The 17,427-nt window shown below is 70.6% G+C and carries 9 protein-coding genes; 7 read left to right on the top strand and 2 right to left on the bottom strand.

Annotation, left to right across the window (positions count from 1 at the left end; translation table 11 throughout):
• Positions 1-60: 60 nt before the first annotated feature.
• From KK131_RS07915 to KK131_RS07885, 7 genes are all read left to right on the top strand, one after another.
• The gene (locus KK131_RS07915; protein WP_214556117.1) at positions 61-939 is read left to right on the top strand and encodes an alpha/beta hydrolase; all 879 of its coding nucleotides are present in this window, start codon (positions 61-63) and stop codon (positions 937-939) included.
• A 102-nt stretch (positions 940-1,041) separates the two neighbouring features.
• Positions 1,042-6,039: an alpha-2-macroglobulin gene (locus KK131_RS07910; RefSeq protein ID WP_214556116.1), complete on the top strand. Its 4,998-nt coding sequence runs from the start codon at positions 1,042-1,044 to the stop codon at positions 6,037-6,039.
• A gap of 141 nt (positions 6,040-6,180) precedes the next feature.
• Positions 6,181-8,553 carry a penicillin-binding protein 1C gene (pbpC, locus tag KK131_RS07905; protein WP_250887026.1) on the top strand — a complete coding sequence of 791 codons (2,373 nt, stop codon included), beginning with the start codon at positions 6,181-6,183 and terminating at the stop codon, positions 8,551-8,553.
• Positions 8,554-8,687: 134 nt separating this feature from the next.
• Entirely contained in the window at positions 8,688-10,103 is a 1,416-nt protein-coding gene (locus KK131_RS07900) for a TolC family protein (RefSeq protein ID WP_214556115.1), read from the top strand.
• Positions 10,100-11,152: an efflux RND transporter periplasmic adaptor subunit gene (locus KK131_RS07895; RefSeq protein WP_214556114.1), complete on the top strand. Its 1,053-nt coding sequence runs from the start codon at positions 10,100-10,102 to the stop codon at positions 11,150-11,152. Before KK131_RS07900 ends, KK131_RS07895 begins: the two co-directional genes overlap by 4 nt.
• On the top strand, positions 11,149-14,208 hold the full coding sequence (locus KK131_RS07890; protein ID WP_214556113.1) for an efflux RND transporter permease subunit: 3,060 nt from the start codon (positions 11,149-11,151) through the stop codon (positions 14,206-14,208). The genes KK131_RS07895 and KK131_RS07890 overlap by 4 nt, the downstream gene beginning before the upstream one ends.
• A gap of 61 nt (positions 14,209-14,269) precedes the next feature.
• Complete coding sequence (locus KK131_RS07885) at positions 14,270-15,304, top strand: YncE family protein (RefSeq protein ID WP_214556112.1); 1,035 nt, start codon at positions 14,270-14,272, stop codon at positions 15,302-15,304.
• A 7-nt stretch (positions 15,305-15,311) separates the two neighbouring features.
• Here KK131_RS07885 and KK131_RS07880 read toward each other — a convergent pair whose 3' ends face one another.
• Positions 15,312-16,724 carry an ATP-binding protein gene (locus KK131_RS07880; protein ID WP_214556111.1) on the bottom strand — a complete coding sequence of 471 codons (1,413 nt, stop codon included), beginning with the start codon at positions 16,722-16,724 and terminating at the stop codon, positions 15,312-15,314.
• Positions 16,721-17,386: a response regulator gene (locus KK131_RS07875; RefSeq protein WP_214556110.1), complete on the bottom strand. Its 666-nt coding sequence runs from the start codon at positions 17,384-17,386 to the stop codon at positions 16,721-16,723. The genes KK131_RS07880 and KK131_RS07875 overlap by 4 nt, the downstream gene beginning before the upstream one ends.
• Between the last annotated feature and the right edge of the window lie 41 nt (positions 17,387-17,427).

Genomic DNA, 17,427 nt, shown 5'->3' with positions numbered 1-17,427 from the left:
CGCCGGCCCCTACGGCACGCGCGGCGGCGCCGGACCAGAAAAACGGACGCGAAACCACCCATGCACGCGGCACTGCAGAACCGTCCTGCGGACGGCACCGAACACACGTCCTGGCTCGACCTGGCCGACGGCCAGCGGCTGTTCCTGCGCGACTGGCCGCTGCCGCAGGCGCGCGGCGCGGTGCTGATCGTGCACGGGCTGGGCGAACACGGCGGCCGCTACCGGCGCCTGGCGCAATGGTTCAACCAGCGCGGCTACGCCGTGCGCGGCTACGACCAGCGCGGCCACGGCCAGACCCCGGGCCGGCGCGGCGGCCTGCGCCACGGCGACGACCTGCTGGAAGACCTCGCCACCGTCTACAACGACTACGCCAACGGCCTGCCGCACCCGCCGCTGCTGCTCGGCCACAGCATGGGCGGGCTGGTCGCGCTGCGTGCGGTGCTGGACGGCCGCGTCGCGCCGCCGGCGCTGGTGCTGTCCTCGCCGGCGCTGCGCAGCTGGGAATCGCCGAGGATGATCCGCCTGGCGCGGGTGCTCAGCCGCGTCGCGCCGAACCTCCCGCTGCGCAGTGGGCTGGATCTCGACAAGCTCTCGCACGACCGCCAGGTGGTCGCCGACTATCGCGGCGACCCGCTGCGGCACGGTTGGATCACGCCGCGGCTGGCCGACTTCATCTTCCGCGACGGTGCCCGATGCATCGCCGATGCCGCCACGCTCCCGCTGCCGACCCTGCTGCTGGTGGCCGACAGCGACGACCTGGTCGATCCTTCCGGCAGTCGCGCGTTCGCCCGCAAGGCCGCGGTGACGGGACAGCTGACCACGCGCTTCTTCTCGACGCTGTATCACGAGCTGTTCAACGAAGCCGAGCCGGGGCGCGGCCAAGTGCTGATGCAACTGGCCGACTGGCTGGGTCGGCAGACGCTGTCCGCACGGCGTTGACGGCGAGGAAGCCGCATCGTCCGCCCGCGCGCCCGATCCGCGCCACCAAGCCGCCATGAATTCCGGCGATACTCCCCACAGGGCCTACAGGGAGAAGGTTTCATGTCGCGTCGATCGTACGAGTGCCTTTCGCGCCGAGTCTTGTCGCGTGTCCTGATCAGCCTGCTGCTCGGCCTGCTGCTGGCGGCCTGCCACCGCGGCCCCGACAGCGGCAAGCCGGCCCTGCAGGGCGCGCCGGCCGGCAGCGCTTCCGCGCCGGCGCCGGCGAAAGCGGAATTCGCATTGGTCTCGGCCAGCTCGCAGACCCGCGACTCGCGCACCGCGCTGACCCTGCGCTTCAACGCCACGCTGGCCTCGGCGCAGGCGTTCGACACGCTGATCGCGGTGACCGGCTCGAACGGCGAAGTGGTCAGCGGCAGCTGGAGCCTCGACAACGACGGCAGGACGCTGCGCTTCCCGTTCGTGCAGGCGAATACGCGCTATGTGGTGCAGCTGAAGGCCGGCCTGCTCGCCGCCGACGGCCGCACCCTCGGCCACGAGGTGAAGCACGACGTGTACTCCGGCAACCTGCCGGCGGCGGTCGGCTTCGCCTCGCACGGCAGCGTGCTGCCCGCACGCGGCACGCGCGGCCTGCCGCTGGTGTCGATGAACGTGCACGACGCCGACGTGGAGTTTTTCCGCGTGCGCGACGACGCGCTGTCGGACCTGTTCTGCAGCTACCCGCGCAACGGCCACCGCGACAACTACGAGCTCGACCACGACGTCGCCTACTACAACAACTGCGGCGAGGGCGACGACCGCCGCAGCCGCGTGCCGATCACCCAGCTCGGCGACTCGGTCTACGCCAACCACTACACCCTGGGCGGCGAGCCGAACGAACGCACCGTGACCTACCTGCCGGTGCAGAACATCAAGGAGCTGGCGCAGCCTGGCGTGTACATGGCGGTGGTCAAGGCCGGCGGCACGTTCAAGGACGGCTACGACACCGCCACCTTCTTCGTCAGCGACCTCGGCCTGCACCTGCGCGTGTACCGCGACAACGTGCTGCTGCACGTGGCCTCGCTGCGCGACGGCACGCCGGTGAATGCGGTGGACATCGAGATCCGCGACGCGGCCGGGCGCAGCAAGCTCAAGGCCACGACCGGCGCCGACGGCAATGCGCTGCTCGCGTACAAGGTCAGGGCCTCCGACGTGCTGGTGGCGCGCCACGGCAAGGACGTCTCGGTGCTGCCGTTCAACCGGCCGGCGCTGGACGTCTCCAACTTCGACATCAGCGGCCGCAAGCAGGCGCCGTTCGAGGTGTATGCGTGGTCCGGCCGCGACCTGTACCGCCCCGGCGAGACGCTGCGCGCCTCGGCGCTGCTGCGCGACGACGACGGCAAGCCGATGAAGGCGCAGTCGCTGTTCGTGCGGGTCAAGCAGCCGGACGGCCGCACCCTGGTCGAAAAGCGGCTGGAGCCGCAGCAGCTGAACTACTTCGAGCTGAGCCAGGCGATTCCCGCCGACGCGCCGACCGGGCTGTGGCAGCTGGAGTTCCGCCTCGATCCCGCCAGCAAGGAGACCGTGCAGGCGTTCCCGTTCCACGTCGAGGAGTTCCTGCCCGAGCGGCTCAAGGTGGAACTGTCCAGCCCGCAGGCGCGGCTGGCGCCGGGCGAACCGCTGAAGCTGAAGGTCGCCTCCAGCTATCTGTACGGCGCGCCGGCCGACGGCAACCGCTTCACCGCGAAACTGCTGGTGGCGCCGGACGTGCATCCACTGGAGAAGATGAAGGACACCTTCTTCGGCAATCCGCTGGTCGAGTTGCCGAAGAGCGCCGACGACGTGGTCGATGCCAGGCTCGACGCGCAAGGCGTGCTGGAGCAGGACGTGGCGCTGCCCGACGACGTGAAACCGGTCGCGCCGCTGGCGGTGACCCTGTCCGGCAGCGTGTACGAGAGCGGCGGCCGCGCGGTGACGCGACTGCTCAAGCGCACCTACTGGCCGGCCGACGCGCTGGTCGGCGTGCGCCCGCTGTTCGATCCGAAGCAGGGTGCGGAGAGCGAGGCGCCGGCCGGTTTCGAGATCGTGCGTGCGAATGCGAATGGCGAACGGGTCGCCGGCGCGCACCTGAAGGTGCGCCTGCAGCGCGAGCTGCGCGATTTCTACTGGCTGTACGAGCGCGATGGCGGCTGGCAGTCGAATGCGAACCAGCGCCTGCAGCTGATCGACGAAAAAGACATCGACATGGCCGCCGGCAAGTCGGCCCACGTCGAGTTCCCGGTGCAGTGGGGCAGCTACCGCGTCGAGGTGTACGACCCGCAAACGAAACTCACCACGGTGTTCCCGTTCTTCGCCGGCTACAGCTGGGACGACGAGAACCTCGGCAAGGAGGCGCGCCCGGACAAGGTCAAGCTGCAACTGGACAAGGCGCGCTACCGCGCCGGCGACAGCATGAAGGTCACCGTGACGCCGCCGCAGCCCGGCCCCGGCGTGCTGCTGGTGGAGTCGGATCACCTGCTCTACACGAAGAACATCGACGCGAAAGCCGGCGCCACCTTCGAGATCCCGGTGACGAAGGAGTGGGAACGCCACGACGTCTACGTGACCGCCCTGGTGTTCCGCGGCGGCGAGGCGGCCGAGCACACCACGCCGGCGCGCGCGATGGGCGTCGAGTACGTCGCGATGGACCGCAACGACCGGCGCATCCCGCTCAAGCTCGACGCGCCCGCGCTGATGCGCCCGGGCAACCCGCTCGAGGTCGGCGTGCAGGCCACCGGCCTGGCCGGGCAGAAGGCCTTCGTCACGCTGTCGGCGGTCGACCAGGGCGTGCTCAACATCACCAGCTACCCGGTGCCCGACGCATGGGCGTGGCTGTTCGCCAAGCGCGCGCTCGGCGTCGACGCGTACGACCTGTACAGCCGCATCATCGAGGCGATGGACGGCGCCGAGGCGAAGCTGCGCTACGGTGGCGACATGAGCGGCGCGGCGTTGCCGAAGGCCACCCGGCTCAACCCGAAGGTGCGGATCGTCGACCTGTTCAGTGGCCCGGTGGCGTTCGACGCGCAGGGCAGGGCCACGCTGCGCGTCGACGTGCCCGACTTCAACGGCAGCCTGCGCCTGGCCGCGCTGGCGTACACCGACAGCCGCTACGGCAACGCCGACGGTGCGGTCACCGTGCGCGCGCCGCTAGTCGTCGAGCCGAGCACGCCGCGGGTGATGGCGGCCGGCGACAAGGCGGTGATCAGCCTGGATCTCAAGAACCTGTCCGGCAAGGACGGCACGGCCAAGGTCAGCGTCAAGGGCGGCGGCCCGATCACGCTGGACAATGCCGCGCAGAGCGTGCCGCTGAAGGACGGCGCCGGCACCACCGTGCACATGCCGGTGACGGCGCAGGCGGGCGCCGCGGTGGCGACGGTCGACATCCACGCCGAACTCAACGATTACAGCGTGGATCGCCACTTCGAGTTCGCCGTGCGCCCGGCCTGGCCGGAAACGGTGAGCACTACGCCCATGGCGCTGGAAGCCGGCAAGCCCGAACGCTTCGGCGCCGCCGCGATCGCCGGCCTGCTGCCGGCCACGGTGAACGCGCGGATCACCCTGAGCACCTTGCCGCCGCTGCCGTACGCGGCCGCGCTGCGCGACATGCTGCGCTACCCGTACGGCTGCATCGAGCAGACCACCAGCAAGGGCTACGCCGCGCTGATCCTGGACGGCCAGACGGCCAAGGCGCTGGGTGCCCAGGTGATGAGCGACGCCGTGCGCAAGGCCGCGGTGGACGGCGCGCTGTCGCGGATCGCCTCGTTCCAGGCCAGCAACGGCCACTTCAGCTTCTGGGGCGGCAGCAGCCCGATCCAGACGTTCATCACGCCGTACGTGGTCGACTTCATGCTGGACGCGCGCGACGCCGGCTTCGCGGTGCCGCAGGACGTGCTGCAGAAATCGCTGCAGCGGCTCAACGACGACCTGCTCGCCGGCGGCCATCCGTACTACGAGTACGAGCAGCACGACCACCTGCGCATCGCCGACGAGGCGTACTCCGGTTTCGTGCTGGCCCGCGTCAACCGTGCGCCGCTGGGCACGCTGCGCGCGATCTTCGACAACGAACGGCAGAAGCTGGTCGCGCCGCTGCCGCTGGTGCACCTGGGCATCGCGCTGAAGCTGATGGGCGACACCGAGCGCGCGCAGAAAGCCGTCGACGAGGCGTTCGCGTGGAGCAAGGAACGCCCGTGGTACGTCGGCGACTATGGCTCAGACCTGCGCGACCTGGCCTTGATGGTGGCGCTCACCCATACCTACGGCATGAGCAAGCCCGCCTACGATGCCAAGCTGGTCGACTGGGCGCGCAACGCCACCGCGAACGTGCGGGTGCGTCAGCAGCAGGACAAGGACTACCGCTGGTCGTGGTCGTACCTGAGCACGCAGGAGCAGGCGGCGATCGCCCGCGTGGCGCGCGCGTTCGACGCGAAGAGCGACGCCCCGCTGGCCGCCACGCTCACGGTGAACGGCAAGGCCGAGGCTGCCCCGAACCAGCGCGTGTGGAGCCGCGCGCTCAGCGTGGCCGAACTCGACGCCGGCGTCAGCGTGCAGCCGACCAGCGACGCGGCGATCTTCGCCACGCTCGACGTCGCCGGCATTCCGCAGCAGGCACCGCCGGCCGACGACAGCCAGATCGACGTGCGGCGCAGCTGGTTCACCACCGACGGCAAGCCGTGGAGCGGTGGGCAGCTGAAGGAAGGCGACACGCTGATCGTCGAACTGAGCATCGAGGCACGCATGAACGTCCCCGATGCGCTGGTCACCGACCTGCTGCCGGGCGGGCTGGAAGTGGAGAACCTCAACCTCGGCGGCGCGCAGTCGTGGTCCGGCGTGGTGATCGACGGCATCGAGCTGGACCAGCACGCCTCGGCGGCGCAGATCGTGCACGAGGAATACCGTGACGACCGCTACGCCGCTGCTCTCAACCTGAGCCGCGGCGACCAGGCTCGCGTGTTCTACCTGGTGCGCGCGGTGACGCCGGGCACGTACACCGTGCCGCCGCCGCTGGTGGAGGACATGTATCGTCCCGCCGTGCGCGGCATCGGCAAGGCCGAGCCGGCGAAGATCACCGTGGTCGAGCCATGAACCCTGCAGGAATCCCCGCGCGGGCGATGCTCCCGGATTGCTCTTGAAACAAGGGCAAGGCGTATTGAAGTCGCGGCATGCCCTTCGACTTCACCCGCTTACGCGAGCTTCGCTCAGGGCGAAGTCGAAGGGCCTTCCACGATGACCGATACCCGGCCATTCCACCGACCATCCCGTCTCAAGCGCGGGCTACGTGACCTCACGCTTGCCCTCGTCGGCGTCTTGCTCGTCGCGTTCGCCCTCGACCGCCTGTTCCCGTTGCACTTGCCCGCACCCGACACCGGCAGCACCGTGGTGCTGGCGCGCGACGGCACGCCGCTGCGCGCGTTTGCCGACAGCGATGGCGTGTGGCGCTACCCGACCACGGCGAAGCAGGTCTCGCCGCTGTACCTCAAGGCGCTGCTGACCTACGAGGACCGCTGGTTCTACCGCCACCGCGGCGTCAATCCCTACGCGCTGCTGCGCGGTCTCGCCGGCGGCCTTCGCCACGGCCGCATCGTCTCGGGCGGTTCCACGCTGACCATGCAGGTGGCGCGGATCATCCAGCCGATTCCGCATACCTTCCGCGGCAAGCTCGTGCAGATCCTGCGCGCGCTGCAGCTGGAAGCGCACCTGAGCAAGGCGCAGATCCTCGACCTGTATCTCAACCACGCGCCGTTCGGCGGTCCGATCGAAGGTGTCGAGGCGGCCTCGTGGGCGTACCTGGGCAAGCCGGCCGGCCGGCTGTCGCGCGCCGAGGCGGCACTGCTGGCGGTGCTACCGCAATCGCCGAGCAGGCTGCGGCCGGATCGCCATCCCGAGGCGGCGCGAGCGGCGCGCGACAAGGTGCTCAAGCGCATGCGCGACCTCGGCGTGTGGAGCGCGGCGGAAGTGCGCGACGCGGCGATCGAACCGGTGGTGGCGCGTTCGTTGCGCGCGCCGTTGTCCGCGGCCTTGCTGGCCGAACGCCTGCACCGGCAGCAACCGCAGGCGCGGCGCATCGCCAGCACCATCGACGCGAACCTGCAGCGCGCCGCCGAGGACCGGGTCAGCGCGTACCTCTCGCGCCTGCCCGCGCACACGTCGGCGGCCCTGCTGGTGGTCGACAACGCCACGCTGGAGGCGCGCGTCTACGTCGGCACCAGCGACTTCGCCGATCCGCAGCGGCACGGCTACATCGACATGGTGAACGCACCGCGCTCGCCCGGCTCGACACTGAAGCCGTTCCTGTACGGCCTGGCGCTGGACGACGGCCTGATCAACTCCGAGAGCCTGCTGGTCGACGCGCCGCAGGATTTCGGCGGCTACAAGCCGGGCAATTTCGACGAGGCGTTCTCGGGCCCGGTCAGCGCCGCCGAGGCGCTGCAGCGCTCGCTCAACGTGCCGGCGGTGGACGTGCTGGATCGGGTCGGGCCGAACCGCTTCGTGGCGCGGCTGGCCAACGGCGGCGTCGATCTCGGCCTGCCCTCCGGTGCGTCGCCGAATCTGTCGATCATCCTCGGCGGCGCATCCACTCGACTGGAAAACCTGGTCGGCGCGTACACCGCGTTCGCCAACGGCGGCATCGCCGGCACGCCGCGCTACACGCCGGAACAACCCGCGCAGCCACGCCGACTGCTGTCGTCCGGCGCGGCGTGGATCGTCCGCGACATCCTCGCCAGCAACCCGGCCGACGTCGAGGGCGGCCCGCTCGCCGGCGCGATCAACCGGCACGCCACGGTGGCGTGGAAGACCGGCACCAGCTACGGCTACCGCGACGCGTGGTCGATCGGCGTCACCGACCGCTGGACCGTCGGCGTGTGGATCGGCCGCCCGGACGGCACGCCGTCGCCCGGCCAGTACGGCGCGGTGACCGCCTTGCCGCTGCTGTTCCAGGTCGTCGACATGTTGCCCTCGCGCGGTGGCCACGCGCGTGCGCAGCCGGCCAGCGTGAAGTCGGTCGAGATCTGCTGGCCGCTCGGCGGCGCGGTCGCCGCCACCGATCCCGCACTGTGTCGCCAGCGCCGCACGGCCTGGGTGCTCGACGACGCGCTGCCGCCCACGTTTGCCGAACGCGACCTCGGCGCGTGGTCGTCCGGCTTGCTCACCCTGCGCGTCGACGAAAAGGGCCGGCGTCTCAGCGGTGCCTGCCACGCCGCGCACGAACGCACGATCCAGCTGGCGCGCTGGCCCGCGCTGGCCACGCCATGGCTGAGCGTGGACGACCGCGCCCGTTCCGCGCTGCCGCCGCTCGCGCCCGGCTGCGCCGCCGACTCGCTCGACCGCGCCACGCCGATCCGCATCGCCGGCCTGGGCAACGGCGTCACCCTGCGGCGGGCGCCGAACAGCGAGCAGCCGCTGCGCGTGACACTGCACGCGCTGGGTACGCAAACCACCGTGCAATGGCTGCTCAACGGCCGCCTGCAGGGCAGCAGCGATGCCGATGCCGCGATCGCGATCAGCCTGCCGCAGGCCGGCGATTACCGGATCACCGCACTCGCCCGCGACGGCGCCTTCGCCACCCTCGCGCTGCGTGTGGTGGGCCCGTCGTCGTGACGGCGTCGAGCCCGCGTCGGCTTTGGTAGGGCGGGCATTGCCCGCCGCTCTTCGGTCACGCACGAAGCGGAGGCCGGCCTACCGTGCCGGGTTCGCTTAAGAAAGAACTAAGCGGTGGCTTCCAGAATGGCGGCATGCATAACGCCGGCCGCCAGCGACACTTCCCTTCGGTGATCTCCGGCCTGCGCACGGCGTGTACCGTCGTGGTCGCGCTGATCGTATCCGGCTGCGCCAGCTACGCGCCGTTGCCGCTGGGCCGGGGCGAAGGCGTGGCCAGCGTGGCGCAACTCGTCGCGCCCAGCGCCGGCATGCTGCCGTCGCTGGCAACGCATCGCTTCGATCCCTCCGACGGGTTGGACGCGACCGAGACGGCGATGCTGGCAGTGGCGAACAGCCCGGCGTTGAAGCTCAAGCGCGACGAACTGGGCGTGGCCCGCGCGCAGGCCTTTGCGGCCGGGCTGCTGCCCGATCCGCAGTTGAGCGTCGGCGAGGATTTTCCGCAGCACTCCGGCGGCGGCCTGACCACGGCGTTCAACCTCGGACTCAGCGAAGACATCGGCGCCCTGCTGACCCGCTCGTCGCGCCAGGCGGCGGCGCGCAGCCAGGCCGGGCAGGTGAACCTCGACCTGCTGTGGGCGGAGTGGCAGACCGTGGCGCAGGCGCGATTGCTGTTCGACGGGGTGCTGAACCTGCGCGCGCGGCAGGTCCGGCTGGCCAGCGAGCAGGCGGCGCTGGACCAGGTCGGCGGCTACATCCATGCGGCACTGGCGGCCGGCAACCTCACCTACGACAGCGCCAGCGCCGGCCTCAACGCCGCCGCGGACGTGCGCAAGCAGCAGGCCGACAACGCGGTCGCCCTGCACCAGGCCAACAGCGACCTGCACGTGCTGCTCGGGCTTGCGCCGACCGCGCCGCTGGAACTGGTCGGCGCGCCGTATCGGGTCGCGCCCACCTCGGCGCAGTTGCAGCAGGCGCTGGCCGACCTGCCGCGCCGGCGCCCCGATCTGCTGGCGCTGCAGGCGGGCTATCAATCGCAGGAAGCCAAGCTGCGCGGCGCGGTGCGGGCGCAGTTTCCCGCGTTGAACATCGGCTTCAACAGCGCGCGCGACACCAGCGCCATCTACACCCACGGTTTCAGCGTCGGCATCGCGCTGCCGCTGTTCGACCGCAACCGCGGCAACATCGCGATCGAGCGGGCGACCCGGCAACAGTTGAAGGACGACTACGCGTCACGCGTGCTGACCACGCGCAGCGACATGCAACGGCTCGCCGTCGATCTCGCCACGCTGGATCGGCAGCACCGCGCGTTGACCGCCCACGCAAAGCAGCTGGCCGATGCCCGCTGCGCGGCCGAACAGGCGTGGCGGCAAGGCCTGTTGGACTGGCCGACCTGGCTGGCGATCCGCAGTCGGTCGCTGAGCGCCGACCTCGATCTGCTCGCCGTGCAACAGCAGCAGGCCACCCAGTCGATCGCGCTGGAGGCGCTGCTCGGCAACACTGATGTCGACGTCGCCACCCATCCCGCCCCCGCACAGGCGTTCACGCCATGAACCGATCGCTGCTCTTGCCGCTGTTGTGCCTGCTGCTGGCCGCGTGCAGCCATGGCGCCACCGATGACGAAGAAGCGGCGGCGGTGAAGGGCCAGGTGGCGGTGACCACCGCCACGCCGGTGCAGCAGGCCTTCCACGACACCGTCGAGGCGTGGGGCAGTGCGGCAGGCGATCCGCAGCACGCGCGCGCGATCAGCCTCGCGCATGGTGGCCAGGTCGTGGCGCTGAGCGTGGCGGCCGGGCAGAGCGTGCGGCGCGGCCAGCCGCTGCTGACGATCGCACCCGATCCGGCCGCGCGCAGCGCGTACCGGCAGGCGCAGAGCGCGCTGGAGCTGGCCCGCGGCGAACTCCAGCGCACCGAACAGCTGGCGACGCAACGGCTGGCCACGCAGTCGCAACTGGCGACCGCGCGCAAGGCGTTGGCCGACGCGCAGGCCGCGCTGGATGCGCAGCGCGCGCTCGGCGGCGGCAGCGCGCGGGAAACCGTCAGCGCGCCGGCAGATGGCGTGGTCAACGCACTCGGCGTGGGCCTGGGCGAGCGCTTCGCCGCGAATGCACCGTTGCTGAGTTTCACCCCTGCCCATGCGCTGGTTGCGCAGCTCGGCGTGCAGCCGGAAGACGGCGCGAGGCTGCATGTCGGCATGCCGGTGCAGTTGCGCAGCGTGTATGGCGACAAGGCGAGCTTTATCGGCAGCCTGCGCATGATCGGCCAGTCGATCGACCCGCAGACCCATCTGCTCGGCGCCCAGGTCGAGTTGCCGGCCGAAGCCGGCGCCGCCCTGGTCGCCGGCGCCGCGCTGGATGCGCAGATCCGCACGGCCGATTTCAGCGCGTGGGCGGTACCGCGTGCGGCGGTGCTGCACGACGAACACGGCGACTACCTGTTCCAGATCGAGCACGGCCACGCCAAACGCGTCGACGTGACGCTGCGCAGCCCGGAGGGCGATCCCGTCGGCGTGCAGGGCCCGCTCGATGCGCAGGCGAAGGTGATCGTGCTCGGCGCCTACGAACTGGCGGACGGCGATGCGGTGCAGGAGTCCGCCCGGTGAGCATCACCGCATGGATGCAGCGGCATCGGCGTTCGCTGTTGTTTCTCGCCCTGATGCTGGCGATCGGCGGCATCGCCAGCGCGCTGCGGATGCCGGTGGCGCTGTTCCCGAACGTGGCCTTCCCGCGCGTGCAGGTGTCGCTGGATGCGGGCGACCGTCCGGCCGACCAGATGGCGATCGAGGTGACCACGCCGGTGGAGGAGGCGATCCGCCACGTGCGCGGCGTGCGCGACGTGCGCTCCACCACCAGCCGCGGCAGCGCCGAGGTGGCGGTGACGTTCGACTGGGGCGCGGACATGGCCGCGGCGCTGCAGGAAGTGAATGCGGCGGCCGGGCAGATCCTGCCGCAGCTGCCGGCAGGCACTCAGCTGAGCACCCGGCGGATGGATCCGACCACGTTTCCGGTGCTGGCCTACAGCCTGCGCTCGCACACGCAGTCGCCGGGTGCGCTGCACGACCTGGCCGAGTACCAGCTGCGTCCGTTGCTGAGCGGCATCGGCGGCGTGGCCCAGGTCCAGGTGCAGGGCGGCGAGGTGGCCGAGTTCCACGCCGACGTCGATCCGGGCAAGCTGCGCGCGCTGCAGCTGAGCCTGGCCGACGTGGCCACGGCGGTCGGCCATGCGGCGACGATCCAGGCGATGGGCCGCGTCGCCGACCATTACAAGTTGTACCTGCTGCTGGCCGACAACCAGCCGAAGACGCTCGCCGCGCTGCGCGGCATCGTGCTGCGCGCCGGCCCCGGCGGCGCGGTGCGGCTGGGCGACGTGGCCGCGGTCAGCCTCGATCACGTGCCTCAGTGGATCCGCGTCAACGCCGACGGCCAGGATGCGGTGCTGCTGCAGGTCTACCAGCAGCCCGACGGCAACAGCGTGCAGATCGCCAGGGAAGTGAAGCAGCGGCTGGCCGACTATGCGCCGCAGATGCCGGCCGGCGTGCGTATCGCCAACTGGTACGACCAGACCCAGCTGGTGACCGGTGCGGCGGCCAGCGTGCGCGATGCGATCCTGATCGGCGTGCTGCTGGCCGCTCTGGTGCTGTTCGTGTTCCTGCGCAACACGCGGGTGATCCTGGTCGCATTGATCGTGGTGCCGGCGGTGCTGGCGATCACCGTGCTGCTGCTGTCGGTGCTCGGCATGAGTTTCAACATGATGACGCTGGGCGGCATGGCCGCGGCGGTCGGCTTGATCATCGACGACGTGATCGTGATGCTCGAACACATCATGCGCCGGCTGCATCCGGACGAAGGCGAAGGCGAACTGCACGAACGCATCGCCGCCGCGGCGTGGGAGTTCACCCGCCCGCTGACCGGTTCCAGTGCCGCCACCGTGGTGATCTTCTTGCCGCTGGCGTTCCTGTCCGGCGTTACCGGTGCGTTTTTCAAGGCGCTGTCGCTGACCATGGCCAGCGCACTGGTGATTTCGTATTTGCTGACCTGGATCGCGGTGCCGCTGCTGGCCGAGCGCTTCCTCGACGAACGCCATCGCGCCGAACATCCGCCGGGCCGTTTCACCCGACGCATGATGCAGGGCTACCAGAGCATCCTGCAGCGCTGGTTGCGGCGGCCGTTGCTGGTGCTGCTGCTGGTGCTGCCGCTGTTGCTGGTCGGCGGCCTGGCCTTCACCCGCGTCGGCACCGGCTTCATGCCGCAGATGGACGAGGGCGGCTTCATCCTCGACTACCTGTCGCCACCCGGCACCTCGCTGCAGGAGACCGATCGGCTGTTGCGCCAGGTCGAGGCGATCATCCGCGCGAATCCCTACGTGGACACCTACTCGCGGCGCACCGGGCTGCAACTCGGCGGCGGCCTCACCGAGGCGAACCAGGGCGACTTCTTCGTGCGCCTGAAAAGCGGCTCGCGCCCGGATACCGAGGCGGTGATGGCGCAGGTACGCGGCAAAGTCGAGCAGCACGTGCCGGGGCTGGACATCGAGCTGTCGCAGCTGATGGAGGACCTGATCGGCGACCTGGTGGCGGTGCCGCAGCCGATCGAGATCCAGCTGTACGGCGACGACCCGACCCAGCTTTCCGCCACTGCCGGCAAGGTTGCCGCGGCGGTCGGCAGGATCGACGGGGTGGTCGGCGTGCGCAATGGCATCAATCCGGCCGGCGATGCGCTGACCGTGCAGGTCGATCCGGCCAGGGCCGCGCTGGAAGGTCTCGATCCGGCCGGCGTCGCCGACCAGGTCGCCGCGGCGATCGACGGCACCGTGGCGGCGCAATTGCCGACGGAAGGAAGGGTGGTGGGTGTGCGCGTGCGCCTGCCGACCGCGGCGCACCAGCGGCTGGAGCAGGTCGCCGCGTTGCCGATCCGCGCCGGCGACGGCCATCTGCTGCCGCTGTCGCGGGTGGCCACGCTGCGAGAGGTGCAGGGCCAGCCGCAGATCACCCGCGACAACCTGAAACGGATGGTCGCGGTGACCGGGCGCATCAGCGGGCGCAGCCTCGGCGCCACCATCGCCGACGTCAAGCGCGTGCTGGCCCGACCCGGCCTGCTGCCCAAGGGCATGTACTACCAGCTCGGCGGCCTGTACCAGCAACAGCAGCAGGCGTTCCGCGGCCTCAGCATCGTGCTGCTGGCGGCGATCGCGCTGGTGTTCGCCCTGCTGCTGTTCCTGTACGAGAGTTTCCGGGTGGCGCTGGTGATCCTGGCGATGCCGCTGCTGGCGATTCCGGCGGTGTTCGCCGGGCTTTGGCTGACCGGCATCGAGCTCAACATCTCGGCGATGATGGGCATGACGATGATTGTCGGCATCGTCACCGAGGTGGCGATCTTCTACTTCTCCGAGCTCGAGCAGGCCGCCGCCGGCATGCCGCTGCACGAGGCGCTGCATGAGGCGGGCCGGCACCGCACGCGGCCGATCCTGATGTCCACGCTGGCCGCGATGCTCACCTTGCTGCCGCTGGCGCTGGCGCTCGGCGGCGGCTCGCAGATGCAGCAGCCGCTGGCGGTGGCGATCATCTCCGGCCTGCTGGTGCAGGTGCCGCTGGTGCTGCTGCTGATGCCGGTGCTGTACGCGCTGCTGCGCCGCCGCGATGCGCAAAAGGCGGCTGGCTAAGGCGCGCATAAGCGATTGCGCACATGCTGGCCACCGCCCCTCTTCATCCAAGGTGCCGACCATGCCACGACCGATCCGCAAGCTGTTGCCCGCTGCGCTGTTGGCGCTGGCGGCTGTCCCGCAGGTCCCCGCGGCCGCCGCGCCGCCGCCGGCCCCGCGCCTGCTTTCGCGACTGGCGCTGGGAGGCCCGGGCGGTTGGGATTACCTGGCGTTCGATGCGCCCAGCCGCCACCTGTTCGTCAGCCGCGGCGACCGCGTGCTGGTGATCGACATCGATGCCGGCAAGCAGATCGGCACGATCGCCGGCACGGCGGGCGTGCACGGCATCGCGCTGGCCGATGACCTGCATCGCGGTTTCGTCAGCGACGGCAGGAGCGCGTCGGTGACGGTGTTCGACCTGGCTTCGCTGAAGACCGTGGCGACGATTACCGGCACCGGCCGCAATCCCGATGCGATCCTGTACGACAGCGCCTCGCACCACGTGCTCGCCTTCAACGGCAAGAGCGCCAGCGCCAGCGTGATCGACCCGGCGAAGAGCGCGGTGATCGGCAGCGTCGCGCTGCCCGGCAAGCCGGAGTTCGCGGTGGCCGATGGCGCCGGCCACGTCTACGTGAACATCGAGGACAAGTCGGAACTGGTGCAGATCGACTCGGCCAGCAACAAGGTGCTGCAGACCTGGCCGCTGGCGCCGTGCGAATCGCCGAGCGGGCTGGCGATCGACAACGCGCACCGTCGGCTGTTCGCGGTGTGCGACAACCGCACGATGGCCGTGCTCGATGCGGTCGACGGCCACCACGTGGCCGACGTGCCGATCGGCGATGGCCCGGATGGCGTGGTGTTCGATCCGGCCGAGGCGATGATCTACAGCGCCAATGGCGAGAGCGGCACGATCACCGCGGTGCACGAGGACGATCCGGACCACTACCACGTGACCGCGACCATTCCCACCCAGGTCAGCGCGCGCACGCTCACGCTCGATCCGAAGCTGCACCGGCTGTACCTCTCCGCGGCGCGGCTGGGCGCCACCCGGCAGGCCAACGGGCGCCGCACGATCGAGCCGGACAGCTTCGGCGTCCTCACCGTCGGGCGGCCTTGAGCCGATATCAGGATCGCAGCGGAATCGCCACGCGTACGCGCAGGCCGCTGCCGTAAGGCGAGTCGAGCAGTTCGATCGTGGCATCGTGCAGCTGTGCCGCGCGCTGCACGATCGACAGGCCCAGCCCGTAGCCGTCGCCGCGGCTGCCGGCTTCGCGGTGGAAGCGGGCGAACACGCTGGCGCGGCGTTCGGCCGGAATGCCCGGGCCATCGTCGATGACGTCGATCAGCGCCACGCGCTCGCCCTGTTCGATCGACAACTGCACCTGGCCGCCGGCCGGTACGTGGCGCAGCGCGTTTTCGACCAGGTTGCGCAGCAGGGCCGCGAGCGCGGCCTCGTAACCCAGCACGGACACTTGCGGCGTCAGCCGCGCAAAGCTCAGCTCCACGCCGCTGTCGGCGATCACCGGCGACAGCTCCTCGATCACGCCCATCGCCACGGCGACCAGGTCGACGCGGCTGCGCTGGCTCGACGCCGCACCCGCTTCCAGCCGGGCCAGCGCCAGCAACTGTTCGATCCGGCGCGCCAGCCCGGCGATGCCGTGCTGGGCGTTGCCCAGGCCGCTCTTCAGCTCGGCCGGATCGGTGGTGGTCATCGCGCTTTCGAGATTGATCATGGCGCTGGCCAGCGGCGTGCGCAGTTCGTGCGCCACGTCGGCGCTGAAGCGGCGCTCGCGTTCCAGCGCATTCTCCAGTCGCGCCAGCTGGCCGTTCAGCGCGGCCAGTACCGGCTGCAATTCCAGCGGCGCGTCGGGCAGCTGCACCGGTTCATGGCTGCCCGGCTCGCGGGCCGAGAGGGCGCGGGTCAGCGCTTCGAGCGGGCGCAAGCCGCGCCGTACCGCCCAGCCCACCAGCAGGGCCAGCAGGGGCAGGCCGATCAGCAGCGGCAGGCTGTGCTCCAGCCATACCGCGTGCATGATGTCGTGGCGGCTGTCGTAACGCTCGCCGGTGCGGATCACCACGCCGTCGGCGATGTCGCGCAGGGTGAAGACGCGCCAGCGGAAGCCGCCCTGCTGCACATCCTGGAAGTCCGCGTCGCCGGCCGCGGGCGGCGGCAGGGCGGCGAGATTCGCGGTGGCCAGCAGCGTGCGCCCGGCACCATCGAATACCTGGAAGCCGACTTCCGACTCGTAGGTGTTCCGACGCCGCTTCGGCGGGTGGCTGCGGCCGGCTTCGATCGGCACCAGCGTGCCCGCGTCGTCGCGTCCCTGCAGTGCCTGCATGTCGGCATGCTCGATCAGCACCTGCAGCGTCCGCGCCGACTGCGCCAGCCGCCCGTCGGACAGCTCGTCCACCTCGGTGATGGTGCGATGGAAGCTGAGCACGCCCAGCGGCAGCAGCACCGCCAGCAGCACGAGGATGATCAGCCAACGCAGCCGGCCATGCAGGCTGGCCGGCTTCAGCAGGCTCGCCAACCTCATTTCGGCTCCCGCGGAATCATGTAGCCGAAGCCGCGCACGGTCTGGATGGTGTCGAAGCTCAGCTTGCGGCGCAGCGTGTGCACCAGCACTTCCAGCGCGCTGGAGCCGACCATGTTGTCGAGGCCGTACAGCGAGTTCTCCAGGTTCTCGCGGCGCACCAGCCGGCCGGCGCGTTCCATCAGGATCTGCAGCAGGGCGAATTCGCGCTTGGTCAGCTCGACCCGCTCGCCGCGGAAGCTTACCTCGGAGGTGCCCAGGTCGAGGCTCAACGCGCCCGCATCGATGCGGTTGGCGGCCAGGCCCTGCGCGCGCCGGGTCAGCGAGCGGATGCGCGCGCCCAGCTCTTCCAGGTGGAAGGGTTTGACCAGGTAATCGTCGGCGCCGGCGTCGAGGCCGCGCACGCGGTCGTCCAGCGCGTCGCGCGCGGTCATCACCAGCACCGGGGTCTTGACGTGCAGGCGGCGGGCCTCGACCAGCACGTCGAGCCCGTCCTTGCCGGGCAGGCCGAGGTCGAGCAGGACCAGGTCGGCGGTCTGGTCGCGCAGCGCGAGCAGCGCCTCGCGGCCGTCGCGCAGCCAGCTGACGGTATAGGCGAGGCGTTCCAGCGCGCGCTGGATCGCCGCGCCGAGCTGGGGATCGTCCTCGACCAGGATGATGTGCACGGACAGGCTCCTTCGATCACGGGGACCGCGGGGCGGCGCGA

The sequence above is a fragment of the Rhodanobacter sp. LX-99 genome (assembly GCF_018599185.1).
Lineage (GTDB): Bacteria > Pseudomonadota > Gammaproteobacteria > Xanthomonadales > Rhodanobacteraceae > Rhodanobacter.
The sequence above is the reverse complement of the archived record's forward strand: the minus strand, read 5'-3'. Positions and strand labels throughout refer to the sequence as shown.

Coding starts and splice junctions, on each gene's coding strand:
- KK131_RS07885 (WP_214556112.1), top strand. CDS start 14,270: ATGCCACGACCGATCCGCAAGCTGTTGCCCGCTGCGCTGTTGGCGCTG.
- pbpC (WP_250887026.1), top strand. CDS start 6,181: ATGACCGATACCCGGCCATTCCACCGACCATCCCGTCTCAAGCGCGGG.
- KK131_RS07895 (WP_214556114.1), top strand. CDS start 10,100: ATGAACCGATCGCTGCTCTTGCCGCTGTTGTGCCTGCTGCTGGCCGCG.
- KK131_RS07900 (WP_214556115.1), top strand. CDS start 8,688: ATGCATAACGCCGGCCGCCAGCGACACTTCCCTTCGGTGATCTCCGGC.
- KK131_RS07880 (WP_214556111.1), bottom strand. CDS start 16,724: ATGAGGTTGGCGAGCCTGCTGAAGCCGGCCAGCCTGCATGGCCGGCTG.
- KK131_RS07915 (WP_214556117.1), top strand. CDS start 61: ATGCACGCGGCACTGCAGAACCGTCCTGCGGACGGCACCGAACACACG.
- KK131_RS07910 (WP_214556116.1), top strand. CDS start 1,042: ATGTCGCGTCGATCGTACGAGTGCCTTTCGCGCCGAGTCTTGTCGCGT.